Here is a 26399-nt window from a genome sequence, read left to right on the forward strand (position 1 = left end):
TAGTTATAAATTGAATGGAGGATTAATATGTTTACACCTATACAAATTTTTGCTGATTGGCTTATTTACAATGCCTTTGGAATTGCTAAAGAAAGTAAACTTGGGAGTGCCCTTGATTTCTTTGTATTTGATACTATAAAAATATTTATCTTGTTACTGATAATAATTTATGCAATTACATTTATAAGAAGTTTTTTTCCACCAGAAAAAACAAGAAAAATTCTTGCTAAAAGTAAAGGAAGTACTTTTATAGGTCACATTCTTGCTGCTCTACTTGGAATTGTCACTCCATTTTGTTCATGCTCAGCAGTTCCACTGTTTATTGGCTTTGTTGAAGCAGGAGTACCACTTGGAGTTACATTTTCATTTCTAATAGCGGCACCAATGGTAAATGAAGTTGCGCTAGGACTTCTTTATGGATTGTTTGGATTAAAGATAGCCATAATTTATGTTTTATCTGGAGAAGCAATAGCTATTGTATCTGGAATAATAATAGGAAAACTAAAAATGGAAAAACATGTAGAAGGTTATGTTTATGAAATGCAAGCAAATTCAGGTATAGAAATGCCTGATCCAACACTTAAAGAAAGATTACTTGATTCATGGACTTTTACGAAGGATTTAATAAAGAAAATATGGATATATGTAATAATAGGTATTGCAATAGGTGGGGTTATGCATGGCTGGATTCCAGCAGGTGCTTTGGCAAAATATGCAGGAAAAGATAATCCATTTGCAGTATTTGTAGCTGTTGTAATAGGAATTCCATTATACTCTAATGCAGCTGGTGTAATACCACTAGTTAGTGAGCTTACAAGAGCAGGTGTTTCAATGGGAACTTCTCTAGCATTTATGATGGCTGTAACAGGTCTTAGTTTGCCAGAAGGAATTCTTTTAAGAAGAGTTTTAAAACCTAAGCTATTAGCAGTATTTTATGTTGTTGTAGGATTGGGAATTATAATCACTGGATATATGTTTAATTTCATAATAACGTAATACACAAATGTATAGCGAAAGGACGAATAGTATTTAATGAGTAATTATATTTTATATGGAATAACATTAATTCTTTTAACTATTTCATTTTATAAAGACAAGAAAAAAACTAGGATGGCGCTTAAGAAAGCCTGGAAGTCATTTGAAAATATTTTGCCAGAATTTTTAGGAGTTATAATGCTCGTAGGTGTATTATTAGCTGCATTAAATGCAGAAGTAATATCAAAAATCATAGGAAGTAGTTCTGGATGGATTGGAGTTATAGTTGCTGCATTAGTTGGTTCCATAACATTAATACCTGGATTTGTAGCTTTTCCAACAGCTGCAATGCTTATGAAAAATGGAGCAGGCTCTATGCAAATAGCTGCCTTTATATCAACCTTAATGATGGTAGGAATTGTTACTATGCCAGTTGAAATAAAATATTTTGGCAAGAAACTAACTATCCTAAGAAATTTATTTGCATTTATTTTTTCTTTTATAGTTGCATTTATAATTGGAAAGGTGGTTACTGGCATATGAAAAAATTATTTATAAGATATAGATTTTTTATTGGAACATTTATTTTAGTTGGTATTATCACCGTATTTAATATGCAACTTGGACTTAAATCATTTAGTATTGCCGGATATAGTTTTAAAGAAATGGCCTTAGTTATACCACCAGTTTTTGTACTTTTAGGGTTACTTGATATATGGGTTCCAAGAGAAACTATGATGAAATACATGGGTGAAGGTTCTGGAATTATTGGAATAGTACTTGCTATAATTATTGGGTCAGCAGCAGCAGGACCACTTTATGGAGCTTTTCCTGTAGCAACAGTTTTTATGAAAAAAGGTGTGAAGTTTAGTAATATTCTTATATTTATTGGAGCATGGTCTACTACAAAAATACCTATGCTGTTATTTGAAATGTCTGCACTAGGAAGTAAGTTTGCATTAACAAGATTAATTATTGATATTCCAGGTATCATAATAATCGCATATATATTATCAGCATTTTTTTCTAAAGATGAGATAAAAAATATCTATAATAATTCAGAAAATCTATAAAAAATAAGAAAGCTACAAAGTGATTTCTATCACTTTATAAATAACTATTTTAGGGAGGATTAAATATATGTCAAAAACATGGTATCCAGTAATCGATTATGAACTTTGTAAAGAATGCGGAGCTTGTTTTAACAAGTGTAAACATGGAGTTTATAAGAAGGATGAAAATAGACCAATTGTAGTTTTACCAGAAGGTTGTGTTCAAGGGTGTAAAGGCTGTCAAACACTATGTCCTTCTGGAGCTATTCAATATGTTGGTGATAACGGACAAACTAGTGACTGTACTTGTGGTTGCTGTAATAGTTAAATACATTTTAGAAAAACGTACACGATTAATTAATTTTAGAAGTGTACGTTTATTTTTTTATATGTTAAATTCAGTAATTATGTTTTAAAAGAATTGGCACTTTCATTAAATAAAACTTAAATGTTAATACTATAGTTAAAAAAATATTAATTTAGGGTTGCAAAAGTAAATGAAGTATCATATGATTATAATTGAATATGTTCATATAGGAGGCGAAAATGATGGACTTGATACAAGTGATAAAAGCATTATCTGACGAAACACGTATGAGAATATTAAATATACTTAAGGATGGAGATCTGTGTGTTTGTGAAATAGAGACAGTATTAGATATTAGTCAATCTAATGCTTCAAGACATTTAACAAAGCTTACAACAGCTAAAATTCTCGATTACTATAAGGTAAATAAATACGTGTACTACAAAATAAATGAAGATACTATTAAAGAATTTTCATTTGTAGATGAAATTATAAGGGAACATGCAGTTAAATTAGAACAATGTAAAAAAGATTTACAAAGATTAAAAAAGTATAAAGACAGTGGCCTTGGTTGTGATGAATTGAAAGAAGGCAAAGTATGTTTTAATAATAATTGCATAGATTAGGAGTGAATAAATTGAATAATAAAACATCGAAATTATCTTGGCTTGATCGTTATTTAACGGTATGGATTTTCTCAGCTATGGCACTTGGAATATTTTTAGGATGGGCTGTGCCGAGTCTTTCTAACACATTATCAAGCTTATCCGTAGGAACGACATCTATTCCTATGGCTATAGGACTTATAGTTATGATGTATCCACCGCTTGCAAAAGTTAATTATAAAGAACTCCCTAAAGTTTTTAAAAATCCTAAAGTTTTAGGGTTATCACTTTTACAGAACTGGATTATAGGACCAATTTTAATGTTTATACTTGGAATTATTTTCTTAAGGTCATATCCAGCGTTTATGACAGGACTTATATTAATTGGTCTTGCAAGATGTATTGCTATGGTTATTGTTTGGAATAGTCTAGCTGATGGTGACACAGACTATGCAGCTGGTCTTGTAGCTTTTAATTCAATTTTTCAGGTTATTTTTTATTCAATATATTGTTATATATTTATAACTGTTTTACCAACTTGGTTTGGACTTACTGGCTACAAAGTGGATATTTCTATGGCTAAAGTAGCAGAATCCGTAGCAATTTATCTTGGAATACCATTTGCAGCAGGTTTACTTACAAGGCTATTCCTTGAACCTAAAATGGGAAAAGAATGGTATACAAAAAAATTTGTGCCTAAGATAAGCCCACTGGCATTAATTGCATTATTATTTACTATTGTAATTATGTTTACGTATAAAGGTAAATATATAGTTGATCTCCCACTTGACGTTGTAAGAATTGCAATTCCACTTTTAATATATTTTGTCATAATGTTTTCAGCTTCATTTTTTATAAGTTATAAATCAGGAATAGATTATCACAAAACTGTAAGTCTTTCCTTCACTGCAGCAAGTAATAATTTTGAACTTGCAATAGCTGTTGCAGTTGCAGTATTTGGAATAGAATCAAAAGAAGCTTTTACAGCAGTTATAGGGCCATTAGTTGAGGTTCCTGTAATGATAGGTCTTGTAAATATAGCACGACATTGGGGGCGAAAATATTTTAAAATGCCTACAAAACAATAGATAAAAATTAGATTAGATGGAGGAAGATAAAATGAAGCCAAAAGTAGCATTCATATGCGTACACAACTCTTGCAGATCTCAAATGGCAGAAGCACTTTCAAAATTATTTGCAAGTGATGTATTTGAATCTTATTCTGCGGGAACAGAATTAAGAGATACCATAAATCAAGATGCAGTTAGAATTATAAATGATTTATATAACGTTGATATGAATAAAGAGCATAAATCAAAGTTACTGAAGGATATTCCGAGTGTTGATATAGTAGTAAAAATGGGCTGTAATGTAGTATGCCCTTTCCTACCTGCAAAGCATACAGAAGACTGGGGATTAGATGATCCTACAGGGAAAAATGATGAAGAATTTATAAAGATAGCAAAAAACATTGAGAAAAAGGTTAAAGATTTGGCTGAAAGAATTAAAAATAATGAAATTAAATTATAAGAGGAGCGATAAATATGAGTAAAATAGAAATTTTTGATCCAGCTATGTGCTGTTCAACAGGAGTTTGTGGACCAAGTATAAATAAAGAACTTTTAAGAGTCTCAACAGTTATAAATAATATGATTAAAAAAGGTGCTAATGTAACACGCCATAATCTTTCCAGTGAACCACAGGCATTTGTAGATAACAAGAAGGTTAACAAATATTTAAATTCAAAAGGTGCTGACATTCTTCCAATAACACTTGTTGACGGTGAGATTAAAAAGGTTAAAGAATACCCAACAAATGAGGAATTTGCTTATTGGTCAGGACTTTCTAAGGAAGAAATATCTAATATGACAATAAAAAAACCTACTAAAAGAAGCTGCGGCTGTGGACATAAAGGCTGCTGCTAGAAAGAGGGATTAAATGAATAAACTATTTAACCTAGAAGATATTAACCTAACAAAATATATTTTTTTTACAGGAAAAGGTGGAGTTGGCAAAACTTCAACGGCTTGTGCTACTGCAGTTACTCTTGCTGATCAAGGCAAAAATGTACTTTTAATAAGTACTGATCCAGCATCTAATTTACAAGATGTATTTGGTATTGAGCTTAATAATAAAGGAACTTCTATAAAAGAAGTTCCCACTCTTGTAGTAGTAAATCTTAATCCTGAAGAAGCAGCTAAAGAATATAGAGAGTCTGTTTTAGAACCTTATAGATGTAAACTTCCCAAATCAGTAATAGATAATATGGAAGAACAACTTTCTGGTTCTTGTACCGTTGAGATAGCTGCATTTAATGAATTTTCAAATTTTATAACGGATGAAAATCTAAAGAAAAAGTATGATAATATAATATTTGATACAGCACCAACTGGTCATACTTTAAGAATGTTACAACTCCCTTCAGCTTGGAGCAATTTTATCAGTGAAAGTACTCATGGAGCTTCATGTCTAGGTCAATTAGCTGGACTAGGAGATAAAAAAGAAATGTATAAGAAAGCTGTTGAAACTTTATCAGATGCCGAAATTACTACATTGATATTAATTTCAAGACCTGAATATTCTCCGCTCAAAGAATCCGAAAGAGCCTCACTTGAATTAAAAGATATAGGAATTAGCAATCAAATCTTAGTTATTAATGGTGTAATTGAAGAAAGTCTTGAAAATGATGAAATATCAAACGGTTTATATGAAAAACAAAATGAGGCTCTTAAAAATATTCCTGAAAATTTAAGAAATATTGAAACTTATAAGATACCTTTAAGGTCATATAATGTCACAGGGATTAATAATGTACGAATGTTGCTAAAGAAAGATATTAAAGAAGATAATGATAATAAACTTAATACAGAAGATTTAAAAGGTATAAAAAATCTTATTGACGACTTATATTTTAACAAAAAGAAAGTGATTTTTACTATGGGAAAAGGCGGCGTTGGAAAAACTACTTTAGCTGCAACCATTGCACTAGGTCTTTCAGAAAAAGGCGTGAAAGTTCATTTAGCAACCACAGATCCAGCTGCTCATTTAAAATTTGTTATTAGTGAAGGTAATAACATAACTTTAAGTAAAATAGATGAAAAGAAAGAGCTTCAAAAATATAAAGAAGAAGTATTAAAAAAAGCCAGAGAGACTATGGGTGAAGAAGATATTGCTTATATAGAAGAAGATTTACGTTCACCTTGTACTCAAGAAATTGCAGTGTTTAGAGCCTTTGCAGATATAGTGGATAAAGCAAAAAATGAAGTAGTAGTTATAGATACTGCACCTACAGGTCATACTTTATTGTTATTAGATTCAACTCAGAGTTATAATAAAGAGATTAAAAGGTCTGAAGGAGATATTCCTGAATCAGTTTTAAGGCTTCTTCCTAGATTAAAAAATGAAAAAGAGACAGAAGTTGTAATAGTAACTCTTCCAGAAGCAACTCCTGTATATGAAGCTATGAGACTCCAGGATGATTTAAAAAGAGCTGGAATTAATAATAAATGGTGGGTAATTAATTCAAGTCTATTTATTACTGATACTAAAAGTGATTTTTTAAAGACAAAAGCTAAAAGTGAAATTCAGTGGATAAATAAGGTCAATGAAATCTCATCTGGAAACTTTGCTGTTGTTGCATGGAATAGTGGTGAGATTAAAGGAGATAACCTTAGAAACCTGATAAAATAATTTAATGAGTCCATATAAAACACTATGATAGCCTTTTGGCAAGGATATCATAGTGTTTTTGTGTTTTGCAAATATTGATTTCTACTTTGCACAAATAGCACCTTCTCTGGTACTACCCCAAGTAAAATATTTTTAATGGTAATATATGTCTTAAAGTGGGTGGAAATTTGATTTTTGATCCATTTTTTGTCTTAGCGTGGGTTTTGTCGGATTAACTATACTATAAAAATATATATTAAACATAGTAAACTAAGAATCATAACTCTTTAAATTTTATACTTTGTTTACTATAAAACTATACCTAAAACTCATAGTAAAGAAAGTACTTGCATACTTATTCATTTGACCATATTAATCATATTTCTGAATTGTAAATTTTGTCAAGGTCGTGCTTTTCAACGTTCATTTTAACCTTGATTAAATTTATAATTCAGAGTACCTTTTTCAAAGGTCAAATGCTGGTATACCTTCCGTATATATAAACAAAGTTATACACATTGATTTTACTAAGTTAAAGTAATCTTAATATAGATAATCCGACAATGTTGGCGCTACCCCATGTTTACCTAAGTCCGTACAGTTTGCGGATCAAGTTATCATTATTTTCCCAAACTGGTTGTTCTAGAGGTAAAGTGTCATTTTTCATGGTGATCTTTTGTATAGCCAAGCGTTTCATTTCAGTATCAGCATAAGCGTAAATTCGGGTTGTATTTACGTCAGAATGTCCTAGAAACTCGGATAATAAAGGCAATGGCATTCCACCACGATATAAATGAATTGCTCTTGTATGCCTCAACTGGTGCGGATGAACCTTATTAGGAACTTCATCACAACTTTGTTTTGCCAACTTTCCATATCTATTCATAAAACTTGCAACATTATCAGGAGACATTTGATTCTTTATACCGTGTATTATTGTGTAAAAAAGATAGTCATCATTTTTACGAATTTCAATAGGGTGGAATTTATCTAAATAGTACCGAAAATGTTCCACGGTTTTATCCATAATAGGAACTAGTCTTGTTTTTGAACCTTTTCCAGTTAGTTGAACAATTGAACTTTTAGGTTGTACTTGAATATCCTTGACCTTTAGATTCAGCATTTCCCCGCAACGTGCTGCTGTATCATACATTAAAATCATAAAAAATCTATCTCTAATACCATATTTACTGTTTAATGGCTGCTGCAGCAATGCTTGTAGTGCTTTTTCACTCATGTATTCTACGATAGTAGAAGTACACTTTTTTACAGGAACTTTTGAAACTTCTGACTGAAGTATAATATAAGATGAATCAACCATTCCTGCATATTTAAAAAATGATCTGAGTACCATCAACCTTTGATTCCTAGTAGAAATGCTACAACCTCGAGTCTCTTGTAACCAATCTAAATAGCTACAAATAGTTATATTATCCAGATATTCAAAAGATATTTGAGTTATTGGAATTTGTTTTTCATCCTGCAAATAATCTATCAAGAGATTCAATGTTTCTTTATATGATTTTATAGTGTTAAAACTATAGCATTTTTGTTTTGGAAGGTAGGTAGTTAAAAAACTTCGTATAATCTTAAAGAAAGTATCATCTTTAAATTTCATTGTTCTACCTCCGGAATTAGGCATTCAAACTTATTAATATCCATTTGTGCCATTTGAGGAAAAAATTCTGGAACTAGGTGTATATAATATGCCGTATCAGAGAGCTGTGCATGCCCCATATAGGCACTTAAATAAGGTAAACATGCTGTTAAATCTTTCCCTTCATTTAACCATTTATACAACCTGTTTGTAGCAAAGGTATGCCTAAAATCATATACTCGGGGAGGATTTCCTCTAGAACGTTGAATACCAGTATTCACCCAACATATTCTAAAAGTTTTTTCCATCCATCCTTTTGTATACATGCTGCCATCTGAGCTAGGGAAAAAATATTCACTTTGTGGAAAAATAAGTTGCTTTACTTTATAATATTTTTTACATAGATCCAAAACGTCATCGGCTAGAATTACAACACGATCTTTGTGCCCTTTAGATTCTAAGATATTAAGTCTACCATTTTTTAAGTTCACATTGCATACTTTAAGCTTGCGAGCTTCTGATGGCCTAAGTCCACAACAGTAAATAACTCTAAATATAACAGGTATAACAAGATGTCTTAAAGGAAATTTTCTTTTGTATGGAATTTGGTCTAGTACATTGAAAAAAGATGACAATTCTTCTTTAGTGTAAATATGAGGAATGTATCGTTGTCCTTTTTTTACTAGATCTACAGGAATTATATATGCTTCAATACCGATACGATTCATATATCTAGCAAGCTCGCGAATAGGCATAAGTCTATTTCTAAAACTATTGTTTTTCTCTGAATGATTAATTTGTGCCCAAGCAAGCCCGATTTCTTTTGTGAGATTGACCTCTGTATCAAAATTTTTTATGCAAAATTGGTCAAAATTATAAAGAATGCGTTCACTTTCTTCATACGGATACCCTAATAAGTGTTTCTGATCTACTAAACCCCTTATATGTTCTTTAAAATGACTGCTAAATATATACTTCATTGTAATTCCTCACTAGACACTTCAATTCCACATAGTTCCAAGGCACATTCTTTAAGTTGTCTTTCATTGGTACTGAGATATGGCTTTGATGAATCTATATTTGAATGTCCAAGAAATTCGCTAATTAATGATAGAGGCACTTCAGCTTCAAGCATTTTTGCCCCAACATATCGGCGAAAACTATGCATACCCTTCCTTTGAGTGTTATCATTTTGAACGCCTGACCTTTTAATATATCTTGATGCAATAGCACTGACAGAGCGCTCTCTAAGCTTTTCATAAGGTGGAGAAGAACGCAAAAAAATATATAGTGAATCTGATTTAGGTCTACCATTCAAAATATACTCTACTATACTATTACCAACAACAGGTTCAAGTGGCAATAGTAATGGCTTATTTGTTTTATGTTGAATGATTTGAATTTCATTATTATTCCAATCAATATTGCTATATTTTAAATTTGATATATCAATTGCTCGTAAACCAGTATTCTTTGCTAAAGTTAGAATGGCATAATCCCTTTTCCCACAAGGAGTTTCTCTATTTACTGTAGATAGAATATTTTCAGCTTCTGATTCTGTAAAACCATCATGGATTTTTCTTCTTTTAGGGATAGTTGCCATAAGAACAGGTACCATATCAACATTCATAAGTTGTTTTTCATTAAGATATTGTCCAAAAACACGTAATATAGATATAATATTTCCCATACCACTTGGATGAGTCCTTGCTGCAAAAGAAATATATCTATTTACATCTTCTAAAGTTACATTTGAAAAATTTTTATGACCATTTCCTTCAAGGTATAATAGAAACTGACGTATCTCCACTTTATGCCCTTTTAGTGTGCCTATGCTGTAAGTACTACTTTCAATTTTATTTTGTAAATACAATGATAAAATTTTTTCAAAGTATTTATTTAATTTTTTAGTGTACCAATTTGGTAAGCAGGACCAGTTGACAGTTCCTGTTTCGAAACATTCATCCATCATAGCTGCGACTTTTCTAATGTTTTGGTATTTGCTTCTATTAATAAGTGACAGTTCATATTGCTTACGTGCTTGAAACACTAGATTATCAATTATTTCTTTTGAATAATACTCTTCATGATGTTCAGTAAAGTAAATGCTTAAGATCCTAAATCCTTCATAATCATAGTTACTTAATGTCTTGTCACTTAATCCAAAGGTTAGCATCTTCTCTTTAGTCATTGCTATTAATTCCGATAGTTTAATTTTGTTCAATAAATACACCTCAAATTCTAGTAAGTCGAGACTTTTCTCGCTACTATAATTATTGGCAAATCGTAGAAAATTATTCCGATGTTTTGTTGATATTTTGATTTAGCATACTGATTCAATGCACTTTTTTACATTTTGCATTCCAATCTTCGGAATAACTGTTTCTTCGGGATAATCACTACAAGGAATAATATCTATAACTAAAAATCATGCTTTTTTCTATTCCCATGTTTATCAAAGTTTTTTCTTAAGGCTACCTCCGTAGGAAATATTGAAGCAATTAAAAAAACAAGTTGTACAAAGCAAAGTATACCACCAAAGCTACCTACAGTACCTTCATCTTTTCCGATTGCAAACAACATTGATATTACAGAAGGAACAATCATTATACCTCCTATAATCATCCACAATTTTCCGCAGTAATGGTGTGCAAACTTCTAGGTATCTTTGTTTTTCGTAGACATAGATGTTCTATATCCAAAAATCTGATTAATTTCCTTTGGTGGATTTTTAATAAGATATTTACCGAATCCAGCCATCGTAAATGGAATTAATAAATCCATTACCATCATAGAGCTCCAAAATTCCATCTTTGTATCACCCTTTTAAATATAAATAGTTTCTTATTATATTGTATTTCCAAGATATCCATTTACACCTATAATCAATATCCTCACAATTAATTCTCCTTCTAAATTTCATATATAAATCATTTTAATCCCAATTTACGTAACTGCCTTACATAAAAAACAACTAATTTTTTCGTAAAATAACATGATGAAAGGATGCTACAGCTTTATACACTTCCAATTCACTTACCTTTAATTCTATTTTAAGCATTTGCTCCTGCCAGGTTTTATCCTTTTGAATTTCTTGATTTTGCTGCAAATCCCAAAAGGTTCTCATTCCTAAGATTTTTTCTACTCTAAATTTATCTGACCATTCCAATATATCTGAATCCTCATAGTAATTAATTTCACCAAACTGCTGTGCATGTCCATTTTTTCCTTCTAACAATTCATTTGCATGTTCAAAGTTATTTAGCAGTACTACCATCTGTATAACCCTTCCAGCCCTATTATGTTTTAAAATAGACAAATATCCATTTTTCTTCAATACTCTTGAAAATTCATTTATAATTTCTTTTCTTTCATCTGCATATTCAAGAACATTGTGACATAATATCACATCAAAGGATTCGTCTTCGAAATTCTTAAGTTCATTGATATCCCCTTTTATTTGTGTATAATCATTTTCTGTAAACCTATCGCAAAGCATCTTTTCATTTGGCTCAATTGCAACAACCTCATTATCTACAGCAAAATGATTAGCTGTTATACCATGTCCACTTCCAAAATCCAAAACTCGTTTATTATGTATATATTTTAATTGTTCCCAGGTCATTTTCTTTTGCAGTAACTCCCAGGTAGCAACATCTTTAATCTCCATCATCAATGCCTCCTATTCACATAACATTATCTCAGCGGCCTACTATTTCTTATTTCCATCAAAAATCCATAGGTCTAGCAGTAGGCTTGAAACCAACCTTTTCATAGACACCATGGGCATCCTTTGTAATTAACAGCCATTGATACACATCTCTTAATTCTTCATGCTGCAATATATAATTTATAATTTTTTGACCTATTCCTCTTTTTCTAAACTTCTCTTCTATATATACGTCTGTTATATATGCAAATCTTGTTTTATCAGAAATCACTCTGGCATAACCAATTTGTTCACTGCCATTCGCAAAAGCTCCAATAACCAAGGCCGAATTAATAGCACCTTTTTTTATTTCTTCAATTTTAATCTTAGGACTCCAGTATGCCTTTGAAAGCATCTCTGTTATCCTTTCAAAATCCATCTTTTCAATTCCATCTTTTATAATAATGTTTTCCATAGTAATCCCCTTTCCTAAAAATATAATCTAATACCAATTTACACCATCACCTTAGGTAAGGAGCAACTGCTTTAAAATATTTCTTCGTAAATAATTAAAACTTTGCATTATTCAGCAACCATTTTACTACCCCATCATTATTATTACTTTCTATAATGCCTGTTGCTATCTTCTTTAATTCACTATCAGCATTATCTACAGCATAACATTCATCCGATATTTCAAACATGGGAATATCATTCTTTCCATCACCAAATGATATTATTTTGTCACAGTTATACATTTTTTTTAGTTGTAAAATTGCATTTGCCTTGGTTGCAGACTGTGGCATTATTTCTAACCATTGTTCTTTAGTATATATATCCTTTTGATATACACAATAATATTTATTTTTCAAGGCTTCATATAAAGGTAATAATTTCTTTTCACTGTCTATACATGTAAAATAGAATATCTTTCCAGTAATTATCTCTTTCATATTATCTAATGGATTGTCACGAATATCATTTTTTCGGCTATCTAAAAATAGTTTCATACCGCTGTTAACTTTATAGCTTAAATACGAATATTTTTCCTTTCCATTAATCAAAGAATATACAATAGGGAAAACCTCATAATCCCTTAACATTTCCCAAATATTGTTTTTCTGTTCATCCAAAAAAACATTTGTCATCAATCTTTTCTTTGTTTCATTGCTCAATATGAAAGCACCGTTGTAAACTATCAAAGGAATTTTTGCATTCAGACCTTTTGTTACCTTTTGAGATGTAATTGCAGACCTTGCCGTTGCATAGGAAAATATCATTCCTCTATCAACTAAGTCATTCAAGACTTTACAACTATATTCAGATATTTGCTCATTACTATGTAATAATATCCCATCTAAATCTGAAACGTATATAATTTTTTCCATATCGCTTCTCCTTCAAATTATATAACCCCTATATTAAATAACTCCACTTTCCAGTATAGAAAATGTTTTATTATCACAATTAATTCTTTATTAGTTCATCTACAGCTTGTTTCCAAAACTTTTCTGGAATATCTGGCCACGCGCAAGCACCTGTTTTCTCCATGCACAACTTCATGGCTCTTGATAGAACTTTACCATGAGATATATTACCACCATGCAAAATACTTTCAGTTATAACACTCCAGTAAGGCGCGTGTTCATATAGATTTGCTTCGTGCATATCGCTAATTACCATATTAGTATCATACTCAAGACTAATAAATTCCTCTGACCATATTCCATCGTTTCCATGCAGTATCAAAAACTGAGTTTTTCCTCCACTAAAAAGAGGTATACCAACGGCTCCTGGATTTAAAGCACATTTATTGTTATGTACAATTTTTCTTTGTACATGGGAATGGCCACATAATATGATTGATGTTGTTACGGTATTCATAGGCGGTAAGTAAATTATAGGCATATAATAATGAGCCACTGCAAAAATTTTTATCCTTCCAACCCTTTTCACCACCAGCACGATATTTTAACCAATAATCTTCCTTATTTCCTTTGATAAAATAGCATTTATATTTTTCATTCAAATCATATAATATCTGCATTGTTTTTTCTGGGTAGGCTAACTCACCAATATAATCACCCAAAAATAAAAAGGTACTAATGTTGCGTGAAAATGCATATTCAAGGCAGCACTTTAGTGCAACGTAATTGCCATGAATATCTGACACAACTGCTATATCCATATTGTCCTCCTTAATCTCCGCTTCATTACGTCTGCAAATTATACTGCATGTTCTTTTGAAAAAAATTCTTGTTTGATACCCTTGTCATCTGTTCTTCTCGTTTCTGTATAATTTCCTTCTGTATATCTTCCAATAATTTTTCTCCAAAAACATATTGCAGGTTCATTAAAATCAAATTGAGAAACCCTCCATTTACCAGGAAACATATCAAAAATCATATTTGCAGCCCTCTCTCCAATTTTTAACCTTGGGTATTTTCTCATGATAAAGAAGTGCCTCAAATAATTAATACCTTCTTCATCAATAAATTTTATAACTGCTAAACCAGCTAATTTTCCTTCAACTTTAATTAAAAATGAACTATAGTTATCTTTAGTATAATACTCATCAACATCATTTAATGGCTGGTACAACCCATCATCATTTATATCCATCTTATTCAATTCACTAAAATCATAAGCAAATAATTGGTTCAAATTATAGAAAATATCTTTTTCATTTTTTGTAACCTTACTTAGCGATATATTTATCATTTTATCCTCCATAAATATGCAAACATCATGCACTTGATTTACTACAATTTCAATAAATACAACATAAGAGCGGTAAGTGAAAGTCCATCTTTTATTTTATTATCTTTTATCATTCTTTTTATTTCTTTTACAGAAATCCACTTTACTTCTTTTACTTCATTTTTATCAAAGTCACTAACAATTCCAAGGGTTGAGGATTTCACAATATTAAATACTTGATTGGACATTCCATTTGAAGGATTGTACGAATAAATAAAATCAGGTTCTGTGATATCATAGCCTGTTTCCTCTAACACTTCTCTTTTAGCCGCCATGCATGGAGTTTCTCCAGCTTCAATTCCACCAGCAGGTATTTCCCATTCTACGGAATTAGTTGTGTATCTATAAGAATGCACAAATAATATTTCCCCTTTATTATTTTCTACTACTGCTGCAACTGCTTGTTTAGGAAAATCTAACATGTGATGTTTCCCAATTATCCTGCCATCAGGAAAGAGAACTTTATCTGCATATAAATTTACCCATTTACTTTCATAAATAGTTTTTCGCGATAACCTCTTAGGTAACATATGATCTGCACTCCTTCGAAACTTTATTCTTCATTATTCTCCTAATTTATATATATTCCTCACTCTAAACGTAATGACGCCCCATTTCCCCAGCCGTCAGCTTCTGCAGTATCTTCTAAAATATAATATTTATTTTTAAATTTTACAACCACCCTCCCATCGCTAGAAGTAAATATTTCTGTCCCTCTTTTTATCCCATTAGATACGCCATTAGCTTTTGGTTTTAAGAAAAATAATATCTCTTTCCTAACAGTGCCAGCTTTAGTTAATCTAATGCCTTTTAGCTTTTGTGGATCTGCAGCAGCAGGTGAGCATATTACGTACAATTTGTTGTTATATCTTAAATATGTAAAGCATAAATCTGAAGGAATAAATCTATTAACAATCATAGGGCTAAATTCATATATCAATAAAATTATTGCAATTGTAACTATCAGATCTTTTAGAAGTCCTACTATAAAATTTTTTAATTGTTTAAATTTAAAATCAATTTCTATAGGCTTTTTCACTACAAACCTTCACCTCAAATTTTAAAATTTATTTAAAGATAAACCACCTTGAAACTTGAAATGGTTTATTTATAATTACCACAACCAATTATCTTTTTTTAACTCATAATACCTAAATACTTCATCCTCACAAACATATTGAAATCCTAATTTTTTCATAATATATTGACTTCTTGTATTCCTAAGAACAGCATCTGCATACAATGTATTTAATCCGAGCTGTTCAAATGCATATTGAATCATAAGTTTTTCTGCTTCTGTTCCATAGCCCTTTCCATTTACGCTATCGTTTACAAGATGAATTCCCAGATTTCCTTTTTTTACTATATTATTAATATATTTTATTTGAACTTCACCAATAGCTGTTTCATTAACAATAATAGCAAATACCTTTCTTTTAGAATCTTTTATACGTTCATTAGAATAAGCATCAACCTTTTCAACTGAGTATTCATAGGCTTCGTGTGTCATCATTGGATCTGCTACATACTTTTTATATATTTCATGGCATAATTCTCTTGTTAATGGCCTTAACGCAACACTTTTACCTATTATATCCACCTTTATAACCTCCAAATACTTTTCATAAATGAACAAGCTAAAATCTTAGAACTTCTAATATCAAATTCACTCATGTAAATTGGAATTTAGCAAGGTGATATTGATTTGGAATATTAAATAAAGCTAATAAATCTTGGTTCAAAAATTGTAAAATGCTTAGATATTTCAATCTGTTTGAGCGTATGCGAGTATAAACATACGCGGGGTTTGGGCTTTACCCATTATCCTTCTAGAACCCAAAGCAACCACTTTTTTTAAATAACCACTTAGATTTATAGGATTTTTTTAACGCAACGAAGCATTGTTACTTCACAAATTCCAGTTTGTATGGATGAACTTAGTATTTGAAATTTTCAAATTTTAAGTTGTCTATCTATTGCACTGCATTAACAAATTACTATCTATTTCTGTAATTGAAGTATTCTCTGTTTTAAAGTTCAGCATCTTATGAAAAGGCGTTTTAGTTAAATAGCATTGTATGCACATAATCACGGCACTATGAGTTACAATTGCAACATCATCGCAATTCTCATTAATAACTTTATGTAGTACTGATAAAACCCGCTCCAACATTTCTTGATATGATTCACCTTTAGGAGGTTTTGTATATCTTCGATTTATGTGCCATTCTTTATATTCCGCTGGATATTTTTCCTCAACTTCTTTCCATGACATGCCTTCCCACTTTCCAAAGTTAATCTCCTTTAAGTCTTCCATTGCTATATGCTCCACATTAGTAACCTTACTCAAAACCTCTGCTGTTTTAAGCGCTCTTTTCTGTGGACTTGAATAAATTTTTGAGAATTTATAATTATTTTTAAGTACCATATTACTCAGTTCCTCTGCCTATTTGATACCAGTATCATTAAGTTCAGTATCACAGCTTCCCTGTATTTTCCCTTTTACATTCCAGTCTGTTTGTCCATGCCTTATTAAAAATAGTTTCATAAATTATTCCTCCATATAAATATCATCTATAAACTGTTCTAATTCTTTATAATTGCTTATTACCTTTACATTTTATCCTTAATAAAGATTCTCACCTAAAATTCCGTAGGAACGGAGGAATTTTTTTCCTTGCGCTACCGTGGGGGCGAAGTAACAATGCTGAAGGAACAGTTTAAAAAAATTCTAATAAATCTTGGTTCAAAAATCATAAAATACTTAGATATTTCAATCTGTCTGAGTATTTTTTCAGCGAGTAAACATGCACGAGGTTTGGGCTTTGCCAATTATCCTTCTATACCTCAAGCAAGCACTCGCTTAGAATCACCACTTAGATTTACAGGATTTTTTTAATGCGACGAAGCATTGTTACTTCGTAGGTTTCCATAATAGTGCATCCTTAAATGTAGTTTCCTTTACATTTGGAAGTACGTCATAAATAGAACATCCAATTTGCTTTTCAAAATATTCCTTTATTTCAAAAGTGGCATTCCAGCGCTCAACAGTAAATGTAAATATTCCATATCGCCTTGTTGTATTAACAAAACGTTTTTCAAGCATACAAAAACCTTGAGCATCAGCCAATGAATCGCAAAGGATAATTAATTTATCATAATCGTCATACGTTATATTTTTTAAATACTGACGAACAAACTCACTCTCCTCAGCACTCATATCATTTTTTCCTATTTCTTTATCAAAGTCTTGAACTGGAAATGAATGTGTCAAACAAATTCGCCCAACCTCATCAAAATCTTTTTCCTTAGCAAAATTATATCCATCAATACCATGTCTCCTTGCACTTACACCATATCTTCTGCCAATATCATGAAGAAGTCCTAAGACATATGCCTTGCCTGGGTTAAGGCATTTGCACCTTTGCGCAATCATTTGAGCAGCTAGTCCCACATTAATGGAATGTTCTGTCCATGGTCCAGTATTTAATTGTCCTGCTATCTTCAATTCCTCTTCTGCCATTTCTTTATCTGGAAACATTTTTTACACCTCCAATATAAAAGCAACCCAAAAGTATAGGTGCCCAACCATCTTCTACTTTCAAACTTGGTAATGCCGGGAAATGATTATTTTCTAAATTACCGGATATTTTAACATTCCATAAATGTACTACCTCAGTATACCTTGCAAATTTTCTAATAATTTCTTTTTCATCAAAATCTGAATCTATCTTATTTTGTAGATGAAGTCTCCCTGTATCCAAGCATAACCTTACAGCTTTATATTTTTCTAATAAGCTTTCAAGAAAATTTTCCTCGCAAACATACTTATTTAGCCCATCAAATTCTAATACAGGAATAAAATTATACTCAAGACTTTTTTCAGATAACCAACAAAAAAGGTTTTTACTGTATTTCTTAAATTTATCAATGGGATAATCTTGCTCATACATATATTCACTTTCATCTGCAAATCTCCAGATATCTTTTTCATCTTTAAAAAGACATGCCTCTATTCCATAAAAGTTTTCTCTAAAATCTCTATCAAATTTTTTAACGTGACAAAGCATTGTTACTTCACATTATTTTCCCAAAAGTATATTTAAAAGCCTCTCAGTATCATTTAAAAAACCTTTCATAACTGAATAATGTTCAGTTTCTTCATATCTAACAACCCTAATTCCATTTTTTATTTCATATATTATTGAGTCAGGATATGCCATTATTATTGGAGAATGCGTAGCAATAATAAATTGCGAATTTTCCTTTACCAAATCATGCATTCTCGATATCATAGACATTTGCCTTGATGGAGATAATGCTGCTTCAGGCTCATCAAGTATATATAATCCATTTCCTCTAAATCGATTCATAAATACTGAAAAAAAGGATTCTCCATGAGATTGTTTATGCAGTGAAATTCCTCCATATGAATCTATTATTCTTGGAATTTGAGGTTGTTCTAAATCCAAATTATCAATATTGGTAGCAAGATTATAAAAACTCTCTGCCCTAAGAAAAAATCCATCTTCCGGCTTCCTTATACCTTTTATTAGCTTAATATAATTTTGGAGTTCAGAATGAGTATCACATGATGAAAAGTTAAAATTCTTAGTTCCACCTTCTGCATTAAACCCATATGAAGCAGCAACTGCCTCTAATATAGTTGATTTACCAGAACCATTTTCTCCAACTATAAAGGTTACTTTAGGATGTAATTTTAACTTTGATAAATTTTTTATTGCAGACAAATTAAATGGATACTTAGAAAAGGACTCTATTTTATCTCTTTTAAGTTCTATACTCTTTACATATTGATTATTTTCCCATATCTCCATATATAATCTCCTAAATTTAACTATCTTAATACTAATTTATACCATTACCCTAGGTAAGTAGCAAGTACTTTTTGCATTATTTTACACTTATTTAAAATATGCACTTTTACTAATTTCGAATTTTTTCTACATTTCTATTCATAAGCTTACGTCCAATATTTTGATAAATCCACCTTTTTAGCGGAGATAACCGCTGCTTATGCTTCTCGAAAAATTCATCAGGTGAATAGAATACTCCAAAATCGCAGTTAATGCCTTCTTTTTGAATATATGTATTATTGGTATTCCACTCTATTTGAGGATTTTGAAAATTATCCGTAGCAACACCATATCCACAAAAACTAGTTCTGCAATCATAAAACTTTTCTTGAAGCTTTTTCAAATATTCACCGTCTAAAATAAAGCCCTCTATGTTATAAAAGCATCCTTCATATTGAATTTCAACCCAGCTGTGAACAATATTTTGGCGAGCAAGCTTATAAATTAATCCTGTCATTGCACCCTTTTGCAATTTCTTATCAATGGTAAAACCATGAATTCTACAAGGTATCCCAACTGCTCTCAAAAGCGCCATAAATAAAGTTCCCTTTGTGTTGCACTGCCCATAACCATCATTTAAAACTTTAGAAGCGAAAATTGTATCATCTGTATTATATCCGAACCTTATATCATCACGAACAAATTTATAGATTTTTCTGATTTTTTCAAAGTCATCCTCCTTTGACCACTGCTTTTCCCTTATCAATTTCTGAGCTGAACTATGGCTAAAATTTAACATTTGAGTTTCCTTTAAATATTCATTCATTGTGTAACACTTCCTTTCTAATAATTACACAATATCAAAATATGCATCAGAAAACTTTCAAAAATCCGCTATCTCTTATTATATTTGTGGCAGACATTCCAGTCATCATTTTGTTTGTATATGCAAGGTGCGATGAACTATCAAAACCAGCATTAAGTGCTGCTGTCGTTATATTTTCCCCGTTAAATATTAATTCATATGCACGTTGAAGTTTACGCAAAACAATATAACTTTTTAATGGAATTCCAGTTTCTTTTTTAAATAAATGTGCTAAGTAGCTTTCAGAAATATGCATCTTTTGAGATAAATATTTTATTTGATGAAATTCATCTTCACAAGAATAGTCATTCAAAAGGTTTAGAACTTCCTCAATTCGTTCATCGAAGCTTATTATATTACAGGAAGCAAATTTATAATCAATGCTCTTAACAAAGAACATCAAAGCCTCTTTGCCTCTCTTTAAAAGTACGTTTTTAAGATTTTGCTGCATAACAGTTGCCTCTTTATGAGGAAAAACATAAAAAGACTTTTCTTTTAACCTTCTTCTCATAAGGCGCCCTAGCTGTGTTGTAGGATCAAGCAGCATAGTAAAATGGATTTTTCCCTCTACATTAAATGTATGTACCGTGTTCATATTTACAAGAGCAGCATTGCAATTAATAAGCTTTCCATCAACTTCAATATTCAAGTTATCTTCGCAATTAAGAAATATTTGCAGCATCCAATGTTTGTGAAGTTCAGCGCTTACAATATCTGAGATTGCAGCAAAATTTCTACCACATTTAATAATATAGTTCATTTTTTAATTTCTCCTTTTCATATGGCTTTTAATCACAAAAACAACTATAGGATTACCAACTCAACTATTACCTCATGAGTAAATTAAATTTATAGTTTTCCCTTTAATTCCACTGCAGCTTTTATCCAAATAAGCTTATCTTTATAGTTCATAAGCCTATCTTCGTGAACTTTACGATTTTTTTCAAACTCATTTGTCCATATAAACATATGCTTTAACATATCATAACTTGGCTTATAGTTGCTTTTTTCATATCCAATTTTCTGCTTTACAAATCTAGCAATTATCCTATATTTCCTAATATATAAAGGTGTATCTAAGAATATTATTTTATCTGCCAAATCATACAATACTTTTTGGCTTTCTCTATAAGTCCCCTCTACAATCCATGAGTTATTTTCATTTATTTTATAAATTATTTTTTTCTGCTCTTCATTAGAACGTTTATATCTTTTTTCATTTGGAAATCCCCACGCGATACAATCTCCCTCATAATAAGGTATATTTAACTTTTCTGATAAGTGTTTTGCTAAAGTTGTTTTTCCACTTGCGACAATACCAAATATAAGTATTTTCATATTTTCCTACATCCTTACAAGCTTTATTAAAGATAAACCACCTTGAAACTCGAAATTTATTTGTACCAAAATGCCGTCTTCTGGGCATTTTGGTGCACATGAATTTCAATAGTTGAAGCGGTTTATTTATAACAAGTAAATTATATAATACATTGAAATATTTTATAATACCAAATTTCCATAAAGCGATATATTATTTACATTTATGATAAAATAAAGAGTTCAAAACCGAGAATTTAACCCCTAAGCTTTGAACTCCTAATCTCATTATTTTGCAGACTTTAAACTACTTCATTCTTTTAACTGTTTCATCCACTGAAATACATTCTGCATATCTGCCATTCCACATAAATTGATTATAATACTTATAGCTTTGCTCTGAGGACATGAATTTATTATCAACTGTTGTATTTGCATATGCTGGAACTATAACATTAAAGCCATGTTCAAAACCGCATTTTATAGTAGCATCCATGCAATAATCTGTTTGCAGTCCAATAATGATTATATCCTTTTCTCCCTTATCCTTTAGATACTCTAATAAACCTGTTCCTTTAAAAGCGCTGTTGACATTTTTATCAAATATTTTTTCATTCTCCATAGGCTGAAACTTTTCATATATTTCAAAGCCATCAGTTCCTTTTGTTAATTCAGTTCCTGCTCCATCATTATGACGTATATATATTACTTCAATATTATTTTCTCTAGCCTCATGTATTATCTTTTTAACATTAGAAACAAACTTATCAAATTCATATAATTTTTGATTTACTATTAGCTTTTGTGTATCAACTACTAATAAAACCATTTTAATCACTCCTATAAATAGACAACTTAAAAATTTAAAATTAGTACTATTAAATTCATCCTGACAAACTGGAATTTGTGAAGTAACAATGCTTCGTCGCGTTAAAAAGATTCTATAAATCTAAGGTTCAAAAATCATAAAATACTAAGATATTTCAATAACTCGCTATCGCTCAGACAGATTGAAATATCTAAGTATTTTACAACTTTTGAACCAAGATTTATTAGAATTTTTTTAAATCGTTCCTTCAGCATTGTTACTTCACTCACACAGTAGTGCAAGGAAAAAATTCCTCCGTGCCTACGGAATTTTGGCGTGAATCTTTATAGTTCATTATTTAAACAATTTATCACTATTTTTATTGTAAAATCTCGCTAATAGTGTATTTTTCGTAGAGAAACGGAGAAAAATATTCCTTGCCTTTCGGGCCCAGTGAAGTAATGTTGACTTGGGATGGTTTAAATAAAGCTTTATAAATCTTAGATGATAAATCATAAAAGTCTTAGAACTTTCAATCTGTTTGAGCCAAAGGCGAGTTATTGAAAGTTCTTAGAATTTTAGGATTTATCATCTTAGATTTATTAGCTTTATTTAATATCCCAAATCAATATCACCTCGCTAAATTCCAGTTTGTGCAGATAAACTCAAATTTCAGTTTACTTTTGAATTAACTATTATTTCTGCAATTTCACTATGAATCTCTTTAGACACGTGTATTCCATCATCTAAAAAATGATCTTTTATTTTGCCTTCTTTTAATAAAATATTTCCTAAATCTATAACTGTAATATCCTTTTCTTTTCCATACTCAACTAATGATTTTCTCAGTTTAGATAAATTTTTATTTACCTCTTTGTAATCCATATCCTCAAACCATGTCTTCTCTACAATATCCTCATTAACTGGTAGTGGTGTTAATACTATAGGAACAATTTTATTATTTTTGCACATTTGAGTCATCATATTTATGTTATCTAAAACATCTGTTATACTGCTATTTAAAAACAAATCATTTGTTCCACCCATAATTATAACTTTTGATGGTTTAACCTCAATAACGTCCTTTATAAATCTTGCTTTCATTTCGCATGTTGTGTTACCCGGTATACCTTTATTAATAATTCTTTCTTTTATTTTCGTAGATAATACACTAACCCATCCCTCTGTTTCTTTAACTCTATAGCCAAAAGTCAGGCTATCTCCTATACATACAATGCTCATTTAAGACTCACCTTTCTTTTCAATTTCCACCAAAAACATTCATCGTCTTCTTTATAAAATGCCATGCCAATTTTCTGTAGTAACTTTTGAGATATTATATTATCTTTTAAAGTATCAGCAATAACACATTTAACATCGTTGTTCAAAAAAGCCCAATTAAAAATTTCTTTTACCGCTTCAGACATATATCCCTTGCATCTATATTTTTCTTGCATATAATATCCTATTATAACTTCACCATCTTCATTAGGATAACCTTTCAGCATTATGTGTCCAATAATTCTATTTTCTGATTTTAAAATTATGACCCAGGTTGTATACCACATATAATTCACAGGATTACTTTTTACACCTTTTAACCTTATTTTAAAAACATCTTTTTCTCTAATTCCAATGTTTTTTTCTGTAATAGTTAAACCTAAGTTTTTTTCCATCTTATTAAAATCACTTATTGATAGTTCAAGATTATATTCATTTAAAGGTAAAATATTTAATCGCTCTGTATTAAGTTTTAGCATACTTGCCTCCAGTTTGTCATATTTTAATTCTTATATTTTGAATCAAATATTATTTCTGCTATTACGTAATTTTAAGTACCATTTCCCTATTTAATTTTTCAAATCCCATTTTTTTATATAATAGGTAGCCATCATCTGTATAATCTAATTGTATTTTTCCTACTTTTAATTTTTTTGCTTCTTCAATAATTTTTGTAAGTAAATTACAAGCCAAACCTTGATTCCTATAATCCTTAAGTGTATACACATTTAACAAAAGGCCTGCTTTACCATTTAGACAACTTGGAGTAGGCAAAGTTTCATAAACACATAAGATACTTGATGAAACAACTTTTTCATTATCAATAGCAATAAAAGCAATTATAGAATCGTCTTCTAAATGTTTTTTTAAATACTCTCTAGTATGTATTTTAAATTCATCTATGTTTGCAACATTTCTAATTAAACACACAAATTCTAACCTATTATCTACTAACATATCAATATCATTTAATTTAGCTTTTCTTATTTCCACATTCTTCCGCCTCCTTTAAAATTATTTTTGCTTATTCTATGCAATCTTTGATTAGAATATTTCCTATACCTTGTCCTTGAAAAAAGGTATCAATATAAAGTTCAAAAATTTCAGCATCCTTACTATCTATTTTTCCCCATCTAATAAGTCCCTTTACGATTCCATCATCATATACATATAAATTGTCTAACTTATATTCTTTATCTCGAAAATCTAAGGCTAAATCTAAAACCTGCATTTCATTAAAGGAAACATTATCATTATTAAATACTTTTCTGTAGGCAGTTCTTTTTGCAAATATTAAAATTTCTGCAAGCCTTGATGCATCTTTTGTTTCTGCTTTTCTAATCATATTAATAGCTCCTATTATTTATTAAATGACCCAATCTCAATAAGATTGCCTTCCGGATCTGCAATATAGCATGTTCTTTGTCCCCAAGGTTCTGTTGTTGGTTTCATCACTGATTTTGCACCTTTGGAAATAACCTCTTCATATGTAAAATCCACATCTGCATGCTTAGGAACGCTTAAAGCAATTTCATAGTGACCATTTACACCCTTAGCATAATTAAATCTGTTATTTGTCATATTTTCAAAATCATTTCTTCCATAAAACATAAACAATACTCCATCTTTTTTAAGCATTACATTTGGCTCTTTTCCATCCCAATCTATTTCAAAGCCAAGAACATTTTTATAAAAGTCAACCATTACCTCCATATTGATAACAAATATTCCAATACCATCTAATTTCATTTTAAATCTTCCCTTCAATTAAAATTTACAGCTTCTCTGATAAAAATATTTCAATATCATTCTTGCCCTTTTTATCAAAATCAAATTTAATTTTATTATCATACCTAAAACCGCATGACTTAATTAACACATTCATTTCAAGCAATGTTTCATTTTGAATTTCATATGATTTTACATCCTTCCAACTGTGGTAAACTCCAAAACTTAATATTCCATTTTCTCCAATTCCATTACCAGCTCTATAATGCCCCCCTGTATCAAAGTTAATATTAGCATCATAAAGCATAAAGGAAATGGATTCATATCCATATCAGGTACAAGCAAAAATATTCCAAATATAAAAATTGTATTATCCTAACTTACTTTATTTTACCACAGTCCTGTATTTTAGGTACCAATAAATGCTAAGAATTTTATGGTTCAAAACAATGTAATACATTAATATATCAAAGTAAAATATTTAAAGAATAGAAACCCAATATATGTGTAACATGTTTGATATTTTGTAAATTATGTTATAATAAGTATTATTAAAAACTATAATCTAATGAATAATAGTAACTCACAGTACATAACAAAAATAATTTAGAGTATGTTTTTAAAGAGGTAAGGTGATTATTAATGAAAAAGAAAAAGATAAGTATAGAGAAACAGACAGAACTTTTATTAAATGATTTTCAAGAAAAATATGAGCCCAAAAACAAAATTATTGATGAAATTATATTGAAGGGACAAAATGAATTGAGCAAAGGTCAAATTCCTCAAGTTGTTTTAAAACATGTAGTCCTTGCAATTTATCGAGTAGTCTTTATTGAAAAAGTTACTGTTGGGGAAAGAGCTTATATGGTCGGTTGCCTTTAGGAACCTTAGTTCCTTTTTAAAAAATAATAGTATAGGAAAGAACTTATTTGTTATATTGAGTATTATAGTTGGACAATCCTATCTATA

Annotated in this window: 35 protein-coding genes and 2 pseudogenes; 10 read left to right on the plus strand and 27 right to left on the minus strand. The window is 30.4% G+C overall.

Annotation, left to right across the window (positions count from 1 at the left end; translation table 11 throughout):
- Positions 1-27: 27 nt before the first annotated feature.
- From LQK79_RS05500 to arsA, 9 genes are all read left to right on the plus strand, one after another.
- Positions 28-996 (plus strand): permease, encoded by a 969-nt coding sequence (locus LQK79_RS05500; RefSeq protein ID WP_231015819.1) that lies wholly within the window; start codon positions 28-30, stop codon positions 994-996.
- 36 nt (positions 997-1032) lie between these two features.
- Positions 1033-1518, plus strand: a complete 486-nt coding sequence (locus LQK79_RS05505; RefSeq protein ID WP_231015820.1) for a permease — start codon at positions 1033-1035, stop codon at positions 1516-1518.
- Positions 1515-2048, plus strand: a complete 534-nt coding sequence (locus tag LQK79_RS05510; protein WP_231015821.1) for a permease — start codon at positions 1515-1517, stop codon at positions 2046-2048. The genes LQK79_RS05505 and LQK79_RS05510 overlap by 4 nt, the downstream gene beginning before the upstream one ends.
- A 67-nt stretch (positions 2049-2115) precedes the next feature.
- Positions 2116-2355, plus strand: coding sequence for an ATP-binding protein (locus tag LQK79_RS05515; protein ID WP_231015822.1), 240 nt, complete (start codon positions 2116-2118; stop codon positions 2353-2355).
- 221 nt (positions 2356-2576) lie between these two features.
- On the plus strand, positions 2577-2960 hold the full coding sequence (locus LQK79_RS05520; RefSeq protein WP_231015823.1) for an ArsR/SmtB family transcription factor: 384 nt from the start codon (positions 2577-2579) through the stop codon (positions 2958-2960).
- Between the two features lie 11 nt (positions 2961-2971).
- Positions 2972-4027: an ACR3 family arsenite efflux transporter gene (gene arsB / locus LQK79_RS05525; protein WP_269144058.1), complete on the plus strand. Its 1056-nt coding sequence runs from the start codon at positions 2972-2974 to the stop codon at positions 4025-4027.
- A gap of 31 nt (positions 4028-4058) precedes the next feature.
- Positions 4059-4469: an arsenate reductase/protein-tyrosine-phosphatase family protein gene (locus LQK79_RS05530; RefSeq protein WP_231015824.1), complete on the plus strand. Its 411-nt coding sequence runs from the start codon at positions 4059-4061 to the stop codon at positions 4467-4469.
- A 14-nt stretch (positions 4470-4483) separates the two neighbouring features.
- Positions 4484-4864 (plus strand): arsenite efflux transporter metallochaperone ArsD, encoded by a 381-nt coding sequence (gene arsD, locus LQK79_RS05535; RefSeq protein WP_231015825.1) that lies wholly within the window; start codon positions 4484-4486, stop codon positions 4862-4864.
- A 13-nt stretch (positions 4865-4877) separates the two neighbouring features.
- The gene (gene arsA / locus LQK79_RS05540; protein ID WP_231015826.1) at positions 4878-6629 is read left to right on the plus strand and encodes an arsenical pump-driving ATPase; all 1752 of its coding nucleotides are present in this window, start codon (positions 4878-4880) and stop codon (positions 6627-6629) included.
- Between the two features lie 562 nt (positions 6630-7191).
- Here arsA and LQK79_RS05545 read toward each other — a convergent pair.
- The 27 genes and pseudogenes from LQK79_RS05545 to LQK79_RS05675 all read right to left on the minus strand — a co-directional run bounded on the left by LQK79_RS05545 (position 7192) and on the right by LQK79_RS05675 (position 25737).
- The gene (locus LQK79_RS05545) at positions 7192-8226 is read right to left on the minus strand and encodes a tyrosine-type recombinase/integrase (protein ID WP_231015827.1); all 1035 of its coding nucleotides are present in this window, start codon (positions 8224-8226) and stop codon (positions 7192-7194) included.
- Positions 8223-9185, minus strand: a complete 963-nt coding sequence (locus LQK79_RS05550; protein WP_231015828.1) for a tyrosine-type recombinase/integrase — start codon at positions 9183-9185, stop codon at positions 8223-8225. Before LQK79_RS05550 ends, LQK79_RS05545 begins: the two co-directional genes overlap by 4 nt.
- Entirely contained in the window at positions 9182-10429 is a 1248-nt protein-coding gene (locus tag LQK79_RS05555) for a site-specific integrase (protein ID WP_231015829.1), read from the minus strand. The genes LQK79_RS05550 and LQK79_RS05555 overlap by 4 nt, the downstream gene beginning before the upstream one ends.
- A gap of 197 nt (positions 10430-10626) precedes the next feature.
- Positions 10627-11016, minus strand: a pseudogene (locus tag LQK79_RS05560) (SdpI family protein).
- A 163-nt stretch (positions 11017-11179) separates the two neighbouring features.
- Positions 11180-11875, minus strand: a complete 696-nt coding sequence (locus LQK79_RS05565) for a class I SAM-dependent methyltransferase (RefSeq protein WP_231015830.1) — start codon at positions 11873-11875, stop codon at positions 11180-11182.
- A 58-nt stretch (positions 11876-11933) separates the two neighbouring features.
- Positions 11934-12329 carry a GNAT family N-acetyltransferase gene (locus LQK79_RS05570; protein WP_231015831.1) on the minus strand — a complete coding sequence of 132 codons (396 nt, stop codon included), beginning with the start codon at positions 12327-12329 and terminating at the stop codon, positions 11934-11936.
- Positions 12330-12423: 94 nt separating this feature from the next.
- Positions 12424-13242: an HAD-IIB family hydrolase gene (locus LQK79_RS05575; protein ID WP_231015832.1), complete on the minus strand. Its 819-nt coding sequence runs from the start codon at positions 13240-13242 to the stop codon at positions 12424-12426.
- A 79-nt stretch (positions 13243-13321) separates the two neighbouring features.
- Positions 13322-13738: a metallophosphoesterase family protein gene (locus LQK79_RS05580; RefSeq protein WP_231015833.1), complete on the minus strand. Its 417-nt coding sequence runs from the start codon at positions 13736-13738 to the stop codon at positions 13322-13324.
- A complete protein-coding gene (locus LQK79_RS05585) occupies positions 13671-14042 on the minus strand; it encodes a metallophosphoesterase family protein (RefSeq protein WP_231015834.1) in 372 nt (123 codons plus the stop codon). Before LQK79_RS05585 ends, LQK79_RS05580 begins: the two co-directional genes overlap by 68 nt.
- A gap of 38 nt (positions 14043-14080) precedes the next feature.
- Positions 14081-14587 (minus strand): GNAT family N-acetyltransferase, encoded by a 507-nt coding sequence (locus LQK79_RS05590; RefSeq protein ID WP_231015835.1) that lies wholly within the window; start codon positions 14585-14587, stop codon positions 14081-14083.
- A gap of 29 nt (positions 14588-14616) precedes the next feature.
- A complete protein-coding gene (locus LQK79_RS05595) occupies positions 14617-15144 on the minus strand; it encodes an NUDIX hydrolase (RefSeq protein WP_231015836.1) in 528 nt (175 codons plus the stop codon).
- Between the two features lie 59 nt (positions 15145-15203).
- Positions 15204-15653: a hypothetical protein gene (locus tag LQK79_RS05600; protein ID WP_231015837.1), complete on the minus strand. Its 450-nt coding sequence runs from the start codon at positions 15651-15653 to the stop codon at positions 15204-15206.
- Positions 15654-15728: 75 nt separating this feature from the next.
- Positions 15729-16214 (minus strand): GNAT family N-acetyltransferase, encoded by a 486-nt coding sequence (locus tag LQK79_RS05605; protein ID WP_231015838.1) that lies wholly within the window; start codon positions 16212-16214, stop codon positions 15729-15731.
- 369 nt (positions 16215-16583) lie between these two features.
- Positions 16584-17162: pseudogene (gene cobC / locus LQK79_RS05610) on the minus strand (alpha-ribazole phosphatase).
- Between the two features lie 366 nt (positions 17163-17528).
- The gene (locus LQK79_RS05615; protein WP_231015839.1) at positions 17529-18155 is read right to left on the minus strand and encodes an HD domain-containing protein; all 627 of its coding nucleotides are present in this window, start codon (positions 18153-18155) and stop codon (positions 17529-17531) included.
- On the minus strand, positions 18142-18684 hold the full coding sequence (locus tag LQK79_RS05620) for a hypothetical protein (RefSeq protein WP_231015840.1): 543 nt from the start codon (positions 18682-18684) through the stop codon (positions 18142-18144). The genes LQK79_RS05615 and LQK79_RS05620 overlap by 14 nt, the downstream gene beginning before the upstream one ends.
- A 12-nt stretch (positions 18685-18696) precedes the next feature.
- A complete protein-coding gene (locus tag LQK79_RS05625) occupies positions 18697-19452 on the minus strand; it encodes an AAA family ATPase (RefSeq protein ID WP_053243128.1) in 756 nt (251 codons plus the stop codon).
- Between the two features lie 109 nt (positions 19453-19561).
- The gene (locus LQK79_RS05630) at positions 19562-20257 is read right to left on the minus strand and encodes a transglutaminase-like domain-containing protein (protein WP_231015841.1); all 696 of its coding nucleotides are present in this window, start codon (positions 20255-20257) and stop codon (positions 19562-19564) included.
- A gap of 46 nt (positions 20258-20303) precedes the next feature.
- Positions 20304-21056: a helix-turn-helix transcriptional regulator gene (locus LQK79_RS05635; protein ID WP_231015842.1), complete on the minus strand. Its 753-nt coding sequence runs from the start codon at positions 21054-21056 to the stop codon at positions 20304-20306.
- Positions 21057-21145: 89 nt separating this feature from the next.
- Positions 21146-21634: an AAA family ATPase gene (locus LQK79_RS05640; RefSeq protein ID WP_053243130.1), complete on the minus strand. Its 489-nt coding sequence runs from the start codon at positions 21632-21634 to the stop codon at positions 21146-21148.
- A 286-nt stretch (positions 21635-21920) separates the two neighbouring features.
- Positions 21921-22442, minus strand: coding sequence for a cysteine hydrolase family protein (locus LQK79_RS05645; protein WP_053243131.1), 522 nt, complete (start codon positions 22440-22442; stop codon positions 21921-21923).
- Between the two features lie 651 nt (positions 22443-23093).
- On the minus strand, positions 23094-23663 hold the full coding sequence (locus tag LQK79_RS05650) for a GDSL-type esterase/lipase family protein (protein ID WP_231015843.1): 570 nt from the start codon (positions 23661-23663) through the stop codon (positions 23094-23096).
- Positions 23660-24181, minus strand: coding sequence for a GNAT family N-acetyltransferase (locus tag LQK79_RS05655; RefSeq protein WP_231015844.1), 522 nt, complete (start codon positions 24179-24181; stop codon positions 23660-23662). The genes LQK79_RS05650 and LQK79_RS05655 overlap by 4 nt, the downstream gene beginning before the upstream one ends.
- A 61-nt stretch (positions 24182-24242) precedes the next feature.
- Positions 24243-24695 carry a GNAT family N-acetyltransferase gene (locus LQK79_RS05660; RefSeq protein ID WP_231015845.1) on the minus strand — a complete coding sequence of 151 codons (453 nt, stop codon included), beginning with the start codon at positions 24693-24695 and terminating at the stop codon, positions 24243-24245.
- Between the two features lie 31 nt (positions 24696-24726).
- Positions 24727-25047, minus strand: a complete 321-nt coding sequence (locus tag LQK79_RS05665) for a GNAT family N-acetyltransferase (RefSeq protein ID WP_231015846.1) — start codon at positions 25045-25047, stop codon at positions 24727-24729.
- Between the two features lie 14 nt (positions 25048-25061).
- Positions 25062-25451, minus strand: a complete 390-nt coding sequence (locus tag LQK79_RS05670) for a VOC family protein (RefSeq protein WP_231015847.1) — start codon at positions 25449-25451, stop codon at positions 25062-25064.
- 25 nt (positions 25452-25476) lie between these two features.
- Complete coding sequence (locus LQK79_RS05675) at positions 25477-25737, minus strand: DUF5673 domain-containing protein (protein WP_231015848.1); 261 nt, start codon at positions 25735-25737, stop codon at positions 25477-25479.
- A 335-nt stretch (positions 25738-26072) separates the two neighbouring features.
- Here LQK79_RS05675 and LQK79_RS05680 point away from each other — a divergent pair, with 335 nt between their 5' ends.
- Positions 26073-26312, plus strand: coding sequence for a hypothetical protein (locus LQK79_RS05680; protein ID WP_231015849.1), 240 nt, complete (start codon positions 26073-26075; stop codon positions 26310-26312).
- Positions 26313-26399: the final 87 nt, after the last annotated feature.

Origin of the sequence: Clostridium guangxiense, from assembly GCF_021043395.1 — a bacterium.
Lineage (GTDB): Bacteria > Bacillota > Clostridia > Clostridiales > Clostridiaceae > Clostridium_S > Clostridium_S guangxiense.

Excerpts from the sequence above, each read along its gene's own strand:
- LQK79_RS05585 (WP_231015834.1), bottom strand. The coding sequence starts at position 14,042 with ATGGATATAGCAGTTGTGTCAGATATTCATGGCAATTACGTTGCACTA.
- LQK79_RS05580 (WP_231015833.1), bottom strand. The coding sequence starts at position 13,738 with ATGAATACCGTAACAACATCAATCATATTATGTGGCCATTCCCATGTA.
- LQK79_RS05640 (WP_053243130.1), bottom strand. The coding sequence starts at position 21,634 with ATGAAAATACTTATATTTGGTATTGTCGCAAGTGGAAAAACAACTTTA.
- LQK79_RS05500 (WP_231015819.1), top strand. The coding sequence starts at position 28 with ATGTTTACACCTATACAAATTTTTGCTGATTGGCTTATTTACAATGCC.
- LQK79_RS05545 (WP_231015827.1), bottom strand. The coding sequence starts at position 8,226 with ATGAAATTTAAAGATGATACTTTCTTTAAGATTATACGAAGTTTTTTA.
- LQK79_RS05665 (WP_231015846.1), bottom strand. The coding sequence starts at position 25,047 with ATGATTAGAAAAGCAGAAACAAAAGATGCATCAAGGCTTGCAGAAATT.
- LQK79_RS05505 (WP_231015820.1), top strand. The coding sequence starts at position 1,033 with ATGAGTAATTATATTTTATATGGAATAACATTAATTCTTTTAACTATT.
- LQK79_RS05570 (WP_231015831.1), bottom strand. The coding sequence starts at position 12,329 with ATGGAAAACATTATTATAAAAGATGGAATTGAAAAGATGGATTTTGAA.
- LQK79_RS05650 (WP_231015843.1), bottom strand. The coding sequence starts at position 23,663 with ATGAGCATTGTATGTATAGGAGATAGCCTGACTTTTGGCTATAGAGTT.
- LQK79_RS05645 (WP_053243131.1), bottom strand. The coding sequence starts at position 22,442 with ATGGTTTTATTAGTAGTTGATACACAAAAGCTAATAGTAAATCAAAAA.
- arsD (WP_231015825.1), top strand. The coding sequence starts at position 4,484 with ATGAGTAAAATAGAAATTTTTGATCCAGCTATGTGCTGTTCAACAGGA.
- LQK79_RS05595 (WP_231015836.1), bottom strand. The coding sequence starts at position 15,144 with ATGTTACCTAAGAGGTTATCGCGAAAAACTATTTATGAAAGTAAATGG.
- LQK79_RS05565 (WP_231015830.1), bottom strand. The coding sequence starts at position 11,875 with ATGGAGATTAAAGATGTTGCTACCTGGGAGTTACTGCAAAAGAAAATG.
- LQK79_RS05635 (WP_231015842.1), bottom strand. The coding sequence starts at position 21,056 with ATGAACTATATTATTAAATGTGGTAGAAATTTTGCTGCAATCTCAGAT.
- LQK79_RS05590 (WP_231015835.1), bottom strand. The coding sequence starts at position 14,587 with ATGGAGGATAAAATGATAAATATATCGCTAAGTAAGGTTACAAAAAAT.
- LQK79_RS05515 (WP_231015822.1), top strand. The coding sequence starts at position 2,116 with ATGTCAAAAACATGGTATCCAGTAATCGATTATGAACTTTGTAAAGAA.
- LQK79_RS05530 (WP_231015824.1), top strand. The coding sequence starts at position 4,059 with ATGAAGCCAAAAGTAGCATTCATATGCGTACACAACTCTTGCAGATCT.
- LQK79_RS05575 (WP_231015832.1), bottom strand. The coding sequence starts at position 13,242 with ATGGAAAAAATTATATACGTTTCAGATTTAGATGGGATATTATTACAT.
- LQK79_RS05620 (WP_231015840.1), bottom strand. The coding sequence starts at position 18,684 with ATGCTTTGTCACGTTAAAAAATTTGATAGAGATTTTAGAGAAAACTTT.
- LQK79_RS05615 (WP_231015839.1), bottom strand. The coding sequence starts at position 18,155 with ATGTTTCCAGATAAAGAAATGGCAGAAGAGGAATTGAAGATAGCAGGA.
- LQK79_RS05680 (WP_231015849.1), top strand. The coding sequence starts at position 26,073 with ATGAAAAAGAAAAAGATAAGTATAGAGAAACAGACAGAACTTTTATTA.
- LQK79_RS05675 (WP_231015848.1), bottom strand. The coding sequence starts at position 25,737 with ATGCTTTATGATGCTAATATTAACTTTGATACAGGGGGGCATTATAGA.
- LQK79_RS05550 (WP_231015828.1), bottom strand. The coding sequence starts at position 9,185 with ATGAAGTATATATTTAGCAGTCATTTTAAAGAACATATAAGGGGTTTA.
- LQK79_RS05520 (WP_231015823.1), top strand. The coding sequence starts at position 2,577 with ATGGACTTGATACAAGTGATAAAAGCATTATCTGACGAAACACGTATG.
- LQK79_RS05655 (WP_231015844.1), bottom strand. The coding sequence starts at position 24,181 with ATGCTAAAACTTAATACAGAGCGATTAAATATTTTACCTTTAAATGAA.
- LQK79_RS05625 (WP_053243128.1), bottom strand. The coding sequence starts at position 19,452 with ATGGAGATATGGGAAAATAATCAATATGTAAAGAGTATAGAACTTAAA.
- LQK79_RS05510 (WP_231015821.1), top strand. The coding sequence starts at position 1,515 with ATGAAAAAATTATTTATAAGATATAGATTTTTTATTGGAACATTTATT.
- arsA (WP_231015826.1), top strand. The coding sequence starts at position 4,878 with ATGAATAAACTATTTAACCTAGAAGATATTAACCTAACAAAATATATT.
- LQK79_RS05670 (WP_231015847.1), bottom strand. The coding sequence starts at position 25,451 with ATGAAATTAGATGGTATTGGAATATTTGTTATCAATATGGAGGTAATG.
- LQK79_RS05630 (WP_231015841.1), bottom strand. The coding sequence starts at position 20,257 with ATGAATGAATATTTAAAGGAAACTCAAATGTTAAATTTTAGCCATAGT.